Here is a 15,348-nt window from a genome sequence, read left to right as displayed (position 1 = left end):
GCTTTGCTCGCAAACTCGTCACTTGAACAAAAATGGGAAAGTCAGGTTTGGTTAAGATGCCAGAAAATCGCTCGCTGCGACAATTCCAGCCTGAATAAACTATCATTCGTACGTAGCGGTGGGTAGCGGTTTACGGGCATCACCTTCATTTTGTGAAGTCTGTCGTGGCCTTAACCCACAGGTTCAGTGAAGAAATCAGTACGGTATTGAAAAGATGAGCGATTTCAAAGGTAACAAGCAGAGCCTGCCCAGCCGTGCGTGCGCGCACTGCCAGCGGCCCATGACGTGGCGCAAGAAATGGGCGAAATGCTGGGATGAGGTCAAATACTGTTCCGAGCGCTGTCGCAGGAGCCACCGTTGACCGAACTGCGCCTGATCCTCGGCGATCAGCTTAATCCGCACCACAGCTGGTTTGATGCCTGCAATCCGAATGTCATTTACGTGATGCTGGAGCTGCGGGCAGAAACCGCGTACGTGCTTCACCACGCTCAGAAAGTGATCGCCATTTTTGCGGCCATGCGCGCGTTTGCCTCTGCGTTAAAGGAGAAGGGGCATCGGGTGAGGTATGTCCGGCTCTCTGACGGCTCAAACCGCGGCGCGCTGGAAGACAATCTTAACGCGCTTGTCGCGCATTACGGCGCCGACAGGGTGATATGGCAGGAGCCCGATGAATGGCGCCTGGATACGCAGCTGCAGGCGTGGGCGAAAGCGGCCTCCGTCGAAACGGCCTGCGTCAGCAGCGAGCATTTCTTCACTACCCGTGAACAGGTGAGCGCGTTCTTTGCGACGCGCAAAAGCTGGCGAATGGAGTACTTTTATCGGGAAATGCGTCGTCAGCACGGCATACTGTTAACCTCAGAAGGCGAGCCGGAAGGGGGAAAATGGAATTTTGATGCCGAAAACCGCAAACGCTGGTCCGGCGAGCCGCCCGCGCCGGACGACTCGCGTCCGCGCCATGATTATTCAGCCTTATGGGCGGAGATCCAGCGCTGCGGCGTAAACACCTTCGGCGAACCGCAGGCCGGGAATTTTCGCTGGCCGCTCAACCGTTCGGAGGCCAAAGCCGGGCTGGATGAATTTATCGCTCACGTGCTCCCCCATTTCGGCGCCTGGCAGGACGCGATGCACGCTGAGGAGCCTTTTCTTTTCCACTCGTTAATTTCATTCGCGCTGAACACCAAAATGCTTAATCCGCGGGAAGTGGTGGCTGCCGCCCAGCAGGCATGGCGTTCGGGCCATGCGCCGCTGCCTGCTGTTGAAGGGTTTATCCGACAAATTCTCGGCTGGCGGGAGTACGTGCGTGGGATCTACTGGTCGCAGATGCCGGGCTATCGGGAGCTGAATGCCTTAGACCAGCACGCCCTGCTGCCGGACTGGTTCTGGAACGGCAAGACGCGGATGCGCTGCCTGGCGCATGCGATTGGGCAGTCGCTCACCGAGGCTTACGCCCACCATATCCAGCGCCTGATGGTCATCGGGAACTTTAGCCTGCTCAGCGGCCTGTCGCCGCAGGCGGTTCATGAATGGTATCTGGGTGTCTATATTGATGCCTTTGAATGGGTAGAGCTGCCCAATACCCTCGGCATGAGCCAGTTTGGCGATGGCGGATTGCTGGCCAGTAAGCCCTACGTCTCGAGCGCGTCGTACATTCACAAGATGAGTAATTACTGTCAGGGGTGCCGGTATCAGCACACCCAGCGTACCGGAGAGCTGGCGTGCCCCTTCAATGCCCTTTACTGGGATTTCTTTTCGCGCAACCGAGCGCGTCTGGGTAACAATCCCCGCCTGGGCATCGTCTTTAAACAGCTTGCGGACATGAAGGAAGAGGATCGGCAGGCCATTACCGATCGCGCCGGGTATGTTCGCCTGCATCTCAACGAGCTCTGACGTATTTCAACACCGCACCGGTTGCGGTGGGTCAATAAGACGCTATTATTTTTGACTTTGCTGCGTATTCCCTGACAGGACATCCAGACGCCATGCCCGTGAATTTTGACCTTAACGATCTTTATGCTTTCAGAGCGTTAGTGGAATACGGTAACTTCCGTGTCGCTGCTGAATCTATCTGCTTATCCCAGTCGGCGCTGAGCCGCAGGATTGAAAAGCTGGAAGCCGCGCTGGGAAACCGGCTGTTTGACCGTACCACACGCCGCGTGGCCTTAACGTTATACGGGCAAAACTTTGCTGAACGCTCCGCGCAGCTGCTCGACAACGTTGAGTCAATGCTGGCGGATGTCGATAAAGTCAGCGAAGAGCGGACGGGGCTGATCACGGTTGCCACGGTCCCTTCTGCGGCCTGTTACTTTATGCCTGATGTGATCCGTCGTTTTCAGTCTCGCTATCCGCGCGTTCGCATTAAGCTCATCGACAGCAGCGCGGGGAATGTGATTGACGCCGTGGCCCGAAGCCAGGCGGATTTTGGTATCAGCTTCGCAGGAAACCTGCCGTCTGACATCGAATTTTTCCCGCTGGTGGAGGATGTCTATGTTGCGGCGTGCCGAAAGGATCACCCGCTGGCGCAGAAGAGTCATCTGACGTGGCAGGCTTTTTATCAGCAGGATTATATCTCTCTCGATAAAACGTCAGGTAACCGTAACCTGCTCGATCGGATGCTGGGGGATATCGTTCCCGAACGCCCCAGCGTCTGCGAAACGCGCCACGTTACCACGATGCTCGGTATGGTAGAGGCGGGGATCGGCATTGCTGCCGTTCCCGCCATGTCGATGCCGACGTCAGAGCACACGCTGCTGACGCATCTGCCGCTGGTGGCGCCGGAGGTGAAACGCACCGTGGGGCTTATCCGGCGCCGGGGGCGTATCCAGTCCTACATTGCGGCTGAACTGGAAAAGCAGATCACCGAGCAGTATCGCCGGACGTAATGGGGATCATCCCCGTCTTATGGATGACGGCCCTGGAGGGCGGTGAGGCGAGATAGGTTAGCAGCGCTTTCCCCTCCGCGGGATGTTCTGCGTGACGGGTGACCGCACCCGCGAAGCGCGTGATGTACTGCAGATTATCCGGGATTTTCCCGATAAAGGTGACGCCCTGAACCGGCAGCAGCTCGCTCACCTGCTGGAAACCGACGGCGTATTTTCCTTTCGCCACTTCTGAGGCGACCGGGATACGCTCGACCATTGTCGCTTTATCCGCCACTTCCTTTTCAATCCCCAGCTTTTTGAACAACGTCTGGCTGACGTACCTGCCGCTGGCGCTGTCAGAGTAGGCGATGGAGCTGGCCTGCAGCAGCGTTTTACGCAGAGCCGCCTCGCTGCTGATATCAGGGACATCCGCCCCTTTTATTACCACCATGCCAACGGGGGAGTCCGCAAGTTCGGTTCGCGAACCCGGCTGGGTCTGGCCGGCTTTTTCGAGCTTCTCCAGCGCATCGCCCACCATAATCACCACGTCGGCTTTCTCGCCGCGCGCCAGTCGGTTTGGGATCGCCTGCGGCGTAGCGCCCATTGAGGGGCCAGGGATGATCACGATTTTATCCCCGGTCCGGCGTTCATAGTCGGGGGCCAGCTTTTCCAGGGCGGCCTTGAAGCCGCCTGAAATCATGACCTTAACGTCCTGGGCACAGGCATTAACGCTCAGGAGCGCCAGCACCAGCGCGCTGGCGGTAAAGCGATAGGTGCGTTTCATACTGCCCCCTGTGACTTGACGGTGTTTTGCAGCGATACCGCGCGGCGGCGGTAGAGGTAGAGCGTGGCCAGCAGGGCACACACGGCGGCGAAACTCATCCAGTAGCCAGGCGAGGCTTTGTCGCCGGTGTATTCAATCAGCGCGGTGGACATGACCGGGGTAAAGCCGCCAAAGACCGCCGTTGCCAGGCTGTAAGCCAGAGAGAACCCCGCCACGCGCACTTCAGCAGGCATAATCTCCGTCAGGGCCGGGATCATCGCGCCGTTGTACAGGCCGTAGAGGAAGGAGAGCCACAGCAGCACGATCAGCATCATGGAGAAGCTGGGCGCGCTCGCCAGCAGCGTCAGGGCAGGGTAGCTGGTCGCCAGCGCAAGCAGGGCCATGGCAATCAGCACCGGCTTGCGCCCGAAGCGATCCGACAGCGCGCCGCCCACCGGCAGCCAGATGAAGTTAGAAATCGCCACCAGGAGCGTGACCAGCAGGCTGTCCGAGGCGCTGAGCATCAGCACCTTTTTGCCAAAAGTGGGGGCGTAGACGGTGATCAGGTAGAACGCGGTGGTGGTCATGGCCACCATCAGCATGCCTGCGACCACCACCTGCCAGTTGCCGAGCAGCGTTTTAAAGACCTGACGCATCTCCAGATGCTGGCGGCGCGCGCTGAACTCTTCCGTCTCCTCCAGCTTGCGGCGCAGGAAAAAGATAAACGGCACGATTAAGCAGCCGAACAGGAACGGGATGCGCCAGCCCCATTCGCGAATGGCACTCTCTTCCATCAGGGCATTCAGGGCAAAGCCCATCGCCGCGGCGACCATAATGGCGACCTGCTGGCTACCGGACTGCCAGCTGGTGTAAAACCCTTTGCGGCCCGGCGTGGCGATTTCAGCCAGATAAACCGAGACGCCTCCAAGCTCCGCACCGGCGGAAAAGCCCTGCAGCAGACGGCCCGTCAGCACCAGCAGCGGCGCCCACAGACCGATGCTTTGATAAGAGGGGATAAGCACGATCAGGAACGTCCCCGCCGCCATGATGGAAAGCGTGACGATCAGCCCCTTTCTGCGCCCGACCTTGTCGATATACGCGCCAAGCACGATGGCGCCTATTGGACGCATCAAAAAGCCCGCGCCGAAGACGGCGAAGGTCATCATCAGCGACGCAAATTCACTGCTTGCCGGGAAGAACGTGTGGGCGATGTAGGTGGCATAGAAGCCGAAAAGAAAGAAATCGAACTGCTCAAGAAAGTTGCCGGACGTCACGCGAAGTATGGCGCCCGCTTTCGAGCGTACGGTTGTAGGTGAGGTTGAGGAAAACATGGTTATCTCCAGTTTATTGTTGACGTTTTACGCGTCTGTTTTTGAAAACTGGATCAGGATGAGGAAATAGATAAGCGCAAATGCCGCATCGGCTGATGCACGTTTTGCATGAATAGCCTTCGCGGGATAAATACAATTAATGACAACAATAACTTAACAATTAATTGATTTTTTATTCACCACTTTTTGCTAAGTGGCTGATATCACAGTTTTGTGACATGACGCAGGCGCATGTCTTTCTGCGACTGCCGGGCAGCGTTGCGCCACCCGGCCTGTCTCAACCTAGCGCTGTGAACAACCCGCGCACTGTTTGTTCTGGATCTGCTGGAAGAAATCGTTGCCTTTGTCATCCACCAGGATAAACGCCGGGAAGTTCTCGACTTCAATTTTCCAGATGGCTTCCATTCCCAGCTCCGGATATGCGACGCATTCCAGGCTCTTAATGCTGTTTTGCGCCAGCACCGCCGCCGGGCCGCCAATGCTGCCCAGGTAGAAGCCGCCGTGCTTATGGCAGGCGTCGGTTACCTGCTGGCTGCGGTTGCCTTTCGCCAGCATGATCATGCTCGCGCCGTGGGATTGCAGTAAGTCCACATACGAGTCCATACGGCCAGCCGTGGTCGGGCCGAGTGAGCCAGACGCGTAGCCTTCCGGCGTTTTGGCCGGGCCTGCGTAGTAGATCGGATGGTCTTTAACGTATTGCGGCAGTTCTTCACCGTTGTCGAGCAGCTCTTTCAGCTTCGCGTGGGCAATATCGCGCGCCACGATGATGGTCCCGTTCAGCGACAGGCGGGTAGAGACCGGGTGCGCGGAAAGCTGCGCCAGGATCTCGTTCATCGGCTTGTCCAGATTGATGCTCACCACGTCGCCTTCGCCCTGCTGGCGCAGTGACTCCGGAATGTACTGACCCGGGTTGTGCTCCAGTTTCTCAATCCAGATCCCGTCGCGGTTGATTTTCGCTTTGATGTTGCGGTCCGCGGAGCAGGAGACGCCCATGCCGATCGGGCAGGACGCGCCGTGGCGCGGCAGGCGGATCACGCGGATATCGTGGGCGAAGTATTTACCGCCAAACTGCGCGCCGAGGCCGAGGTTCTGGGCTTCCTGGAGCAGTTCCTGTTCGAGCTGAACGTCGCGGAACGCCTGGCCGTGTTCGTTGCCTTCGGTTGGCAGCGCGTCGTAGTAGCGCGTGGAAGCGAGCTTCACGGTTTTCAGCGTGGCTTCCGCTGACGTACCGCCAATCACAAATGCGATATGGTAAGGCGGGCAGGCCGCAGTGCCCAGGGTGCGCATCTTCTCAACCAGGTAGTTTTTCAGCTTCGCCGGGGTGATCAGCGCTTTGGTTTCCTGATAGAGGTAGGTTTTGTTGGCAGAACCGCCGCCTTTTGCCATGCACAGGAATTTGTATTCGTCCCCGTCCACGCTGTAGAGATCGATCTGCGCGGGCAGGTTGGTGCCGGTATTCACCTCTTTATACATGTCCAGCGCCGCATTTTGCGAGTAGCGCAGGTTATCTTCAATGTAGGTGTTATACACGCCCTGGCTCAGCGCCGCTTCGTCACCGCCGCCGGTCCAGACGCGCTGGCCTTTTTTGCCCATGATGATCGCGGTGCCGGTATCCTGGCAGGTTGGCAGAACGCCTTTTGCGGCAATTTCAGAGTTACGCAGGAACTGCAGGGCAACGTATTTGTCGTTCTGGCTGGCTTCCGGGTCGTTGAGAATGGCGGCAACCTGCTTCTGATGGGAAGGACGCAGCATAAATGCGGCATCGTGGAAGGCCTGCTGAGCCAGCAGGGTCAGCGCTTCTGGCTCGACTTTCAGCACTTCCTGACCGTCGAATTCGGCAACGGAAACGTGCTCTTTGGTCAGCAGGTAGTATTCGGTGTCGTCATGGGAAAGAGGGAAAGGGTTCTGGTAGATAAAGGGTTTGTTTGACATAGCGTATTGCTCCACAAAAATAAAACCGCCGGAGGAGAAGTCCGGCGGTCAGGAATCAGAACATCATGGACATCCACGGATAACCAATCAGCAGCAGGGCCGCCAGGAAGATGGCACCGAAGATGGTGCCGAGGCGCCAGTAGTCTTTGGTTGGCAGGTAGCCGCTACCGTAGTAAATCGGGCTTGGGCCAGTACCGTACGGGGTGATGATCCCCATCACACCCAGCGAAGTCACCATCAGCAGAACGAACACTTCCATATTCATGCCAGGGATGGTGGAGGCGATGGTCAGCATCGCAGGCAGCAGCGCCGTGGTGTGCGCGGTGGTGCTGGCAAACAGGTAGTGCAGCAGGTAGAACGCCAGCAGCAGGACGACGGTCGCCACGCCCGGAGAGATACCGCTCATCAACAGACCGCCTTCTTTACCTAACCAGCTGATAAAGCCGGTGGAGGAGAGGCCATCCGCCAGTGCCACCAGGGTAGCGAACCAGACGAAGGTGTTCCATGCGGCCTTGTTACCGGTGATATCGTTCCACTCCAGCACGCCGGTCCACAGCATCAGACCGACGATGAGCAGGGCCGCCATGGCAGGCTCAATCCACGCGGCGGCGAAGATCCACATCAGCAGCGCACAGCATACGAACACCAGCAGCAGAATTTCGTTGCGGGACAGTTTGCCGAGTTTTTCCAGCTCGCGGGTCGCCCACAGCGGCACTTCGTTATTCACTTTGACTTCAGGTGGGTAGAACCAGTAGGCCAGCAGCGGCATGGTCAGAATCAGCAGGATACCCAGCGGCAGGAATGCGAGGAACCAGGTGCCCCAGGAGATATCAATCCCAACCGTACTTTTCACCAGCGCCAGGGCCAGCAGGTTTGGCGCGAGGGCGGAGAGGAACATTGAGCTGGTGATACAGGCGGCGGTGATCGCCACCCACATCAGGTACGAACCGATTTTGCGCGCGCTTGGGTCGTTGGGTTTTGAACCGTACAGCGGCGGCAGGTTAGCGATAATCGGGTAGATGGTCCCGCCGCTGCGCGCGGTGTTGGACGGGGTGAACGGTGCCAGCAGCAGGTCAGCAAACGTAATGGCGTAACCGAGCGTCAGGCTGCGACGGCCGAGGTACTTCACCAGAATCAGCGCCAGACGGCGGCCGAAGCGGGTTTTGTCATAGCCAGCGGCGAACATAAAGGCACCGAAAATCAGCCAGACGGTAGAGTTACCAAACCCGCTCACCGCCCATTTAAAGGAGGCGCCCGCCAGTTTGAATTTCGGGTCAGCCAGCTGATCGGGGCTGAACAGCACCCACTGGCTGCACAGGGCGATGGCGACCACGCCGGTCAGGCCGATCACCGCACCCGGCAGCGGTTCGAAGATCAGACCGACGATCACGCCGACAAAGATGGCGAAGTAGTGCCATGCGTAAGGCGGCAAGCCTTCAGGAACGGGAACAAACAGCAGCAGTACGGCGACGATGACGGGTAGCGCCATCATCAGCAATCGTTTTGCGTTTCCATTTGATGCCTGGTTCGCCACAGGGGGCGTTACAGCAGTTTTTGTATTCATAGTTTCACGTCTTAAGTTGTCAAAAATTCGGTCACAATGAAAAAGCACTTTATTTAGTTTCTTTGCTTTTTTTAGTTATTAAAGGTGCTTTCTTGTATTTTCAGTAATAGCGATTTAACGCGTTTTCATGTGCGCTAAATTAAAAAATGATGATGTTTTTATATTGCGCTTTTGAATGCCATAACTATTGATCGCGATCAAAAAAATAGAATTTCAGCGTTATTTTTATGCTTTTATTAATAACCACTCTGGCGTATGTGGTTATTGCCTGTTTTTGGCATATTTTTTATCAATTTTTTAACAGATTAGATTTTGGTGTGTTTGTATCACATTGTTTTTATTGATGTTGATTTTGTTTTGGTGAATTGGTTTTACCATTAATCATTTAACGAATTTTAAATTATTGTGAATGGCTGAATTACAATCGCTAACACCAATGTGTTATTTGTGTTATCGAAGGGATTAAATAGTTTTTTAACTAACGTAATAACTTTAGAAACTAAAAAAATCATTATATTAATGTCATGACATCGGCAAATAACGACGAAATAAAAAATCAATCCGATAACGAATTCTTAATTTTTAAAAGTTTGGAGTTTCTATTATGAGCACTAACGAACGCATTCTTAGCCCTTTCACATTACCGAATGGTACTGAACTGAAAAACCGTTTGTTAATGGCCCCTATGACAACCTGTACCGGCTATTTTGACGGCACCGTCACCAGCGAGCTGGTGGAGTACTATCGGGCCCGTTCCGGCAGCATTGGCACCATCATTGTGGAATGCTGCTTCGTCGACGATCTCGGTCTCGCCTTCCCGGGCGCCATCGGTATTGATAATGATGAGAAAATTGCCGGGCTGGCGAAAATCGCAGAGGCCATTAAATCCAAAGGATCTAAGGCGCTGCTGCAAATCTACCACGGCGGCCGCATGGTCGACCCAAAACTGATTGGTGGCCGCACCCCGGTTGGCCCGAGCGCCGTAGCCGCGCCGCGTGAAGGTGCCGCAACGCCTGTTGCCCTGACCGCAGAAGAAGTGGAAGGCATGATCGGCAAGTTTGGTGAGGCGGTGCGCCGCGCCATCCAGGCCGGTTTCGACGGCGTGGAAATCCACGGGGCGAACACCTATCTGATTCAGCAGTTCTACTCACCGAATTCAAACCAGCGCGACGACGAGTGGGGCGGCAGCCGCGATAACCGCGCGAAGTTCCCGCTGGCAGTGCTGGACATTACCCACAAAATGGTGCGCCAGTACGCGGACGACGCGTTTATTATTGGCTACCGCTTCTCCCCTGAAGAGATGGAAGTCCCGGGCATCCGCTTTGACGACACCATGTACCTGCTGGAAAAACTGGCGGCGCGCGGCGTGGACTATCTGCACTTCTCCGTCGGCGCGACCCTGCGTCCTTCCATTGTCGACACTCAGGATCCAACTCCGCTTATCGAAAAATACTGCGCGATGCGTTCTGAAACGCTGGCGCAGGTTCCGGTCATGGGCGTGGGCGGCGTGGTGAATGCTTCCGATGTGAATGAAGCGCTGGACCACGGTTACGACCTGATTGCCGTTGGCCGCGCCACCATCGCTTATCCGGACTGGACAGACCGCATCGCGGCCGGCGAAAGCCTTGAACTGTTTATGGACAGCACCAAACGCGAAGAGCTCAGCATTCCTGAACCGCTGTGGCGCTTCTCGCTGGTAGAAGCGATGATCCGCGACATGAGCATGGGTGAATCCAAATTCAAACCGGGTACCTTTGCTGAGAAAGTGCAGGATGATGCTAACGAACTGGTGATTAACGTCAGTCTGGAAACCGACCGCATTGCGGACATTGAGCTGGCCTCCGGCCCGAGCGAAAACGTTGAGTTTGTGACCAGCTTTGAAGAGATCCGTACCCGCATTCTGGATGCCAACACCCCGCACGTGGATGCCATCACCGGCGCAACCAGCCAGAGTGAAGCGGTGAAGAAAGCGGTCTCTAAAGCGATGCTGAAATCCAGCAAAGCGCTGGCCGCGGAAGAGGGCGTCGACCCGAACGAAACCCGCAGCGTGGACGTGGTCGTTGTCGGCAGCGGCGGCGCCGGTCTGGCGGCGGCGATCCAGGCTCACGACGAAGGCGCGAGCGTGCTGATTGTCGAGAAAATGCCGACCATCGGCGGGAACACCATTAAAGCCTCTGCCGGTATGAACGCCGCCGAAACCCGCTTCCAGCGCGTGAAGGGCATTCAGGACAGCAAAGAGCTGTTCTATCAGGAAAGCCTGAAAGGCGGCGGCAACAAGAACAACCCGGAACTGCTGCGTCGCTTCGTCGAAAACGCGCCGCAGGCAATTGAGTGGCTGGCAACGCGCGGCATCATGCTGAACGACATCACCACTACCGGCGGGATGAGCATCGACCGTACTCACCGTCCAAAAGACGGTTCAGCGGTAGGCGGCTACCTGATCAGCGGCCTGGTGCGTAACGTCAACAAACGCAACATCGAGGTGATGCTGGATACCTCCGTCAGCGACATCATCTTCGAGAACGGCGAAGTGACCGGCGTACGTCTGACCACCGAAGAGAACGAAACCGTCACCGTGGCAACCAAAAGCGTGATTGTCGCCACCGGTGGCTTCAGCGCCAACAGCCAGATGGTGGTGAAATACCGTCCGGATCTGGAAGGGTTCGTCACCACCAACCACAAAGGGGCAACCGGCGGCGGCATCGCCCTGCTGGAGCGCATCGGGGCGGGTACCGTGGATATGGGCGAAATTCAGATTCACCCAACCGTTGAGCAAAACACCTCGTACCTGATTTCCGAATCCATTCGCGGCGGCGGGGCAATTCTGGTCAATCAGAAAGGGGAACGCTTCTACAACGAAATGTCGACCCGCGATAAGGTCTCGGCGTCAATCATCGCGCTGCCGGAGAAATACGCATATATCGTCTTTGACGAGCACGTACGTGCCAAAAACAAAGCCGCGGATGAGTACATCGCGAAAGGTTTCGTGACCAGCGCCAGCTCGCCAAAAGCCCTGGCTGAAGCGCTGGGGATGGATCACCACGCTTTCCTCGCGACGCTGGAACGCTACAACGGTTTCGTTGAGAAACAGCACGATGACGATTTTGGTCGTACCACCGCGCTGCGCGCGCCTATCAACGAAGGGCCGTTCTACGCCATTCAGATTGCGCCTGGCGTGCACCACACCATGGGCGGCGTAACCATCAACACCGAAACCTGCGTGCTGGACAGCAACCACAACGTGCTGCCAGGCGCGTTTGCGGCCGGTGAAGTGGTTGGCGGGATCCACGGCGGTAACCGTATCGGCGGTAACGCAGTGGCAGATATCATTATTTTTGGTACGCTTGCAGGACATCAGGCGGCTATGCGTTCGAAAAAGCAGTAAGACCCCTGTGTTGTAGGCCGGATACGCCCAGCGTTATCCTGCATTTTCCCCGGCGGCGCGGTGCCTGCCGGGGCTACATCTGAGGACTCCAGCCATGCCTGATGACCATCGCGTTTACAGCTACTCCGCCGTCCTGATGGGCTCACCCATTCTCCTGAAACTCTTCTCCCACGACGAAGCACTCGCGTCCCGCGTGTTTCGCCTGATCAAACAGTATGAAGATCTGCTCACCGTTAACCGCGCGCACTCGCAGGTGATGGACATTAACCATGCGGCTGGCCAGCATCCGGTTACCGTCAGCCGGCCGGTGTTTGAGCTGATCCGCTGTGCAAAAGCGGCAAGCCTGTTCAGGGACAGCGCTTTTAACCTGGCGATAGGTCCGCTGGTGAAGCGCTGGAAAATTGGCTTTCAGGGGGACAGCGTTCCGCCTGCGAAGGAAATTGCGTCGCTGCTGGCGATAACCCGTCCTGAAGATGTCCTTCTTGATGAGGCCAGCAGCAGCGTGTTCTTGACCAGAGTGGGGATGGAGATCGATCTGGGGGCCATTGCCAAAGGCTATATCGCCGACAGGGTGCGTGATTACCTGTATAAAGAGGGCGCTGAGCTGGGGCTGATCAACCTCGGCGGAAACATTCAGACGTTAGGCTCGCCGGAAGGGGGCTGGAGCGTGGGGCTCAAAAAACCGTTCGCCGGGGATGCGCTGATCGGCACGCTGACCGTAGAGAACCTGTCCGTCGTGACGTCGGGAACCTACGAGCGCTACTTTGAGCAAAACGGCAGGCGCTATCACCATATTCTCGATCCGCGCACCGGGTATCCGCTGGACAACGAGCTGGACAGCGTGACGATTGTTTCGAAAGACTCTATCGACGGCGATATCTGGACTACGCTGATGTACGGCATGGGGGTAGAGAAGGGCTGCGCTGTGCTGCGCTCTCGTCCTGATATCGAAGCGATTTTTGTGACCAAAACAAAAGAAGTGGTGATCTCATCGATGCACCACTTCCGTTTTACCCTGCTGGATAACGACTACCGCGTTACTGACAGTATTGCTTGAGCAGGCCGGTCTGCTCCGGCTGGAGACGGTAGCGGTACACCGGACGCCCGGTGGCACCGTAATGAATGCTGGTGAACAGAATGTTGATTTGCGCGAGCCAAATCAGGTATTTACGGCAGGATACGCGAGAGATATTGACGGCGTTAGCCAGGTCATCGGTAGAAAATTCCGTCTCCGGGTGAGCGTCAATCCACTGGCAAATCGTGCGCAGCGTTTGCGGCGTTAACCCCTTCGGCAGCTTTTTACTGTCCGCCAGTTCCGGCGCCCCGCCGTGGATCAGCCGGTCGACGTCGGCCTGCTCATAGTACTGGTGCGAACCCATCAGGCTGTGCTTTGCCTTCCAGCCGTTCAGCGCTTCTTCAAAGCGCGGGAACTGGAACGGCTTGATCAGATAATCCACCACCCCGTAATGGATAGAGGTCTGGATCGTGGCGGCGTCGGCAGCCGACGAGATCATAATCACATCGATTGGGCGCCCGGATGCGCGAATAACGGGCAGCAGATCCAGCCCGTTATCCTGCTGCATATAGACATCCAGCAGCACCAGATCGACAGGGTGCCCGGGGTTATTAATGATGGCCTCGGCCTGGTTTAGCGTGGAGGCGACGCCGCAGCAGCTAAAACCTTCAACACGGTTGACATACAGACGGTTGAGGTCGGCTACCATGGCGTCATCATCGACAATTAATACATTTATCACGCGATATTCCTCTCGCTATCCCAGGGGATGTGAACAAAAAATTGGGTAAATACGCCTGGCTCAGACTCGACGGTGATATCGCCGCCGAGGTTCTGGATTTGCTGGCGAGCAAGGAACAGCCCAACGCCGCGGTTTTCACCTTTTGTTGAGAAGCCCTTTGTAAAAATAGCCTCAAGCTGAGCGGGATCAATGCCGGGGCCATCGTCGCTCACTTCGCAGCTGAGCCAGCCGTTCTGATAATGCAGCAGCAGGCCGATCTCACCTTCCTGCTGTCCTTCCATCGCGTCGAGCGCGTTTTCAATGAGGTTACCCAGCACGGTGATCAGCACCGCGACCTGCTCTTCGCTCGCGGTATCCGGTATCTGGCAATCATCCGCCAGCGTCAGGGTGACGCCCGCTTCTTTCGCCCGATTGATTTTACCCAGCAGGAACCCGGCAATAACCGGGGATTTTACCTTGCTCTGTATCGTACCGATATCCGTCTGGTAATTATGTGCCGTCTGGATGATGTACTCTTCCAGCTTGTCGTAGCGCTTCATGTGCAGCAGGCCCAGGATCACATGCAGTTTATTCATAAACTCATGCGTATGGCTGCGCAGGGCGTCGACGTAGTTAACCATGCCATCAATACGCTGCATCAGCTGGCTGATTTCCGTTTTATCACGGAAGGTGGTGATGGCGCCGATCACCCGATCCTGGCTTTTAACGGGCACCATATTGCACAGCAATAGACGCCCGTTACAGCTGATCTCCTGATCCTGGCGCGCGACGCCCGTCTTTGAAACTTCGCGCAGGCTGGCCAGCAGGGGGGCGCTGGCGTTTTCGGTCTGCTTGCCGGAGGGGAGAAGCAATATTTCTCTGGCGGTCTGGTTGATCATCGTCACGCGCCCGTGAATATCGACGGCCAGCACCCCCTCGCGAAGCGACTGCAGCATCGCCTGACGCTGTTCGAACAAGGCGGAAATTTCATAAGGTTCGAGCCCGAACAGGATACGTTTCAGGACCCGTACCAGACCCCAAATCGCCATGGAGCTCATAAAAATACTGAATAAAATGGTCCAGACGGCGTTTAGCCGCCCGCGGGCAATCTGATCTTCCACTTTTTTGAGGGAGATACCGACCACCACCACGCCGATCTGGTCGTGCTGGCTGTCGTAAACGGGGGTGAAGACGCGAAGCGCTTCAGCGAGGGCGCCACGGTTTACGGAGACATTCTCTTTACCCTCCAGCGCAGGCTCCAGGTCGTTGCCAATAAAATGCAGGCCGATGAGGGCTTCGTTCGGGTGCGAGTAGCGAATACCCCGCATGTCGGTCACCACGGTGAGCAGCAGATCGTTGCGTTGGGTAACGGCTTTGGCGATGGGCTGAATGATGTCCGCCTGGGGTGGCTGCATCAGGCCGCGCTGGATCTCCGGGCTGTTGGCCAGCGTTCTGGCAATACCCAGAGCCGTATCTTTTACATCATCGCGGGTCGCCCGGGTGATTTGTACGGAGTAGAGCGCAAAGACCACCAGCAGCACAGAGGCAATAATCGCGCACACCATCAGCGTGACCAGGGTGTTCAGCTTCATGGGGCGCTTGCGCGTCGTAAGGAAAGGCTGCAAATCGCTCATCAACACTCCGCGATAATTAAGAAAGGGGTAATTATCGCCGATGACGCGCTTTTCTTAAAGCCATGTAAAGGCGTGGATTTGGTCCCCTTTTCGTGACCCTCCTCGCAGGTCGTCTATATAAAACACTTTATAGTGTGTGGGTACT

General features: G+C 56.5%; 11 protein-coding genes. 5 read left to right on the top strand and 6 right to left on the bottom strand.

All coding sequences use genetic code 11. From position 1 onward, the window contains the following. Positions 1-214: 214 nt before the first annotated feature. The 3 genes from ACMGGX_RS02050 (at position 215) to ACMGGX_RS02040 (ending at position 2,879) form a co-directional block, all read left to right on the top strand. The gene (locus ACMGGX_RS02050) at positions 215-361 is read left to right on the top strand and encodes a DUF2256 domain-containing protein (RefSeq protein WP_065454001.1); all 147 of its coding nucleotides are present in this window, start codon (positions 215-217) and stop codon (positions 359-361) included. After that, positions 358-1,887 (top strand): cryptochrome/photolyase family protein, encoded by a 1,530-nt coding sequence (locus ACMGGX_RS02045; RefSeq protein WP_420297969.1) that lies wholly within the window; start codon positions 358-360, stop codon positions 1,885-1,887. Before ACMGGX_RS02050 ends, ACMGGX_RS02045 begins: the two co-directional genes overlap by 4 nt. Positions 1,888-1,979: 92 nt before the next feature. After that, positions 1,980-2,879: a LysR family transcriptional regulator gene (locus ACMGGX_RS02040; protein WP_023312331.1), complete on the top strand. Its 900-nt coding sequence runs from the start codon at positions 1,980-1,982 to the stop codon at positions 2,877-2,879. Here the strand turns inward: ACMGGX_RS02040 and ACMGGX_RS02035 are convergent. The 4 genes from ACMGGX_RS02035 to ACMGGX_RS02020 all read right to left on the bottom strand — a co-directional run bounded on the left by ACMGGX_RS02035 (position 2,854) and on the right by ACMGGX_RS02020 (position 8,448). Further along, a complete protein-coding gene (locus tag ACMGGX_RS02035; protein WP_348561407.1) occupies positions 2,854-3,642 on the bottom strand; it encodes a substrate-binding domain-containing protein in 789 nt (262 codons plus the stop codon). The genes ACMGGX_RS02040 and ACMGGX_RS02035 overlap by 26 nt on opposite strands. Beyond that, positions 3,639-4,952 (bottom strand): MFS transporter, encoded by a 1,314-nt coding sequence (locus ACMGGX_RS02030; RefSeq protein ID WP_420297968.1) that lies wholly within the window; start codon positions 4,950-4,952, stop codon positions 3,639-3,641. Before ACMGGX_RS02030 ends, ACMGGX_RS02035 begins: the two co-directional genes overlap by 4 nt. A gap of 282 nt (positions 4,953-5,234) precedes the next feature. Further along, the gene (fumA, locus tag ACMGGX_RS02025; protein WP_126330248.1) at positions 5,235-6,884 is read right to left on the bottom strand and encodes a class I fumarate hydratase FumA; all 1,650 of its coding nucleotides are present in this window, start codon (positions 6,882-6,884) and stop codon (positions 5,235-5,237) included. A gap of 55 nt (positions 6,885-6,939) precedes the next feature. Beyond that, the gene (locus ACMGGX_RS02020) at positions 6,940-8,448 is read right to left on the bottom strand and encodes an anion permease (RefSeq protein WP_072196639.1); all 1,509 of its coding nucleotides are present in this window, start codon (positions 8,446-8,448) and stop codon (positions 6,940-6,942) included. Positions 8,449-9,052: 604 nt separating this feature from the next. Between ACMGGX_RS02020 and ACMGGX_RS02015 the strand changes: the two genes are divergently transcribed. After that, on the top strand, positions 9,053-11,833 hold the full coding sequence (locus ACMGGX_RS02015; RefSeq protein ID WP_420297967.1) for a flavocytochrome c: 2,781 nt from the start codon (positions 9,053-9,055) through the stop codon (positions 11,831-11,833). A 94-nt stretch (positions 11,834-11,927) separates the two neighbouring features. Continuing rightward, entirely contained in the window at positions 11,928-12,890 is a 963-nt protein-coding gene (locus ACMGGX_RS02010; protein WP_420297966.1) for an FAD:protein FMN transferase, read from the top strand. On the opposite strand, the gene dcuR is transcribed toward ACMGGX_RS02010, so the two are convergent. Further along, positions 12,871-13,590 carry a two-component system response regulator DcuR gene (gene dcuR, locus ACMGGX_RS02005; protein ID WP_023312324.1) on the bottom strand — a complete coding sequence of 240 codons (720 nt, stop codon included), beginning with the start codon at positions 13,588-13,590 and terminating at the stop codon, positions 12,871-12,873. The genes ACMGGX_RS02010 and dcuR overlap by 20 nt on opposite strands. Further along, positions 13,587-15,203, bottom strand: coding sequence for a sensor histidine kinase (locus tag ACMGGX_RS02000; RefSeq protein ID WP_420297965.1), 1,617 nt, complete (start codon positions 15,201-15,203; stop codon positions 13,587-13,589). Before ACMGGX_RS02000 ends, dcuR begins: the two co-directional genes overlap by 4 nt. Positions 15,204-15,348 lie beyond the last annotated feature (145 nt).

Source organism: Enterobacter sp. BNK-29, from assembly GCF_048684785.1.
Taxonomy (GTDB): Bacteria; Pseudomonadota; Gammaproteobacteria; order Enterobacterales; family Enterobacteriaceae; genus Enterobacter; species Enterobacter cloacae_M.
This window is presented reverse-complemented; position numbering and strand designations above follow the sequence as displayed.

What these genes read in the sequence shown, in the direction of transcription:
- ACMGGX_RS02050 (WP_065454001.1), top strand. Translation starts at nt 215, where the DNA reads ATGAGCGATTTCAAAGGTAACAAGCAGAGCCTGCCCAGCCGTGCGTGC.
- ACMGGX_RS02040 (WP_023312331.1), top strand. Translation starts at nt 1,980, where the DNA reads ATGCCCGTGAATTTTGACCTTAACGATCTTTATGCTTTCAGAGCGTTA.
- ACMGGX_RS02035 (WP_348561407.1), bottom strand. Translation starts at nt 3,642, where the DNA reads ATGAAACGCACCTATCGCTTTACCGCCAGCGCGCTGGTGCTGGCGCTC.
- ACMGGX_RS02030 (WP_420297968.1), bottom strand. Translation starts at nt 4,952, where the DNA reads ATGTTTTCCTCAACCTCACCTACAACCGTACGCTCGAAAGCGGGCGCC.
- fumA (WP_126330248.1), bottom strand. Translation starts at nt 6,884, where the DNA reads ATGTCAAACAAACCCTTTATCTACCAGAACCCTTTCCCTCTTTCCCAT.
- ACMGGX_RS02020 (WP_072196639.1), bottom strand. Translation starts at nt 8,448, where the DNA reads ATGAATACAAAAACTGCTGTAACGCCCCCTGTGGCGAACCAGGCATCA.
- ACMGGX_RS02015 (WP_420297967.1), top strand. Translation starts at nt 9,053, where the DNA reads ATGAGCACTAACGAACGCATTCTTAGCCCTTTCACATTACCGAATGGT.
- ACMGGX_RS02010 (WP_420297966.1), top strand. Translation starts at nt 11,928, where the DNA reads ATGCCTGATGACCATCGCGTTTACAGCTACTCCGCCGTCCTGATGGGC.
- ACMGGX_RS02000 (WP_420297965.1), bottom strand. Translation starts at nt 15,203, where the DNA reads ATGAGCGATTTGCAGCCTTTCCTTACGACGCGCAAGCGCCCCATGAAG.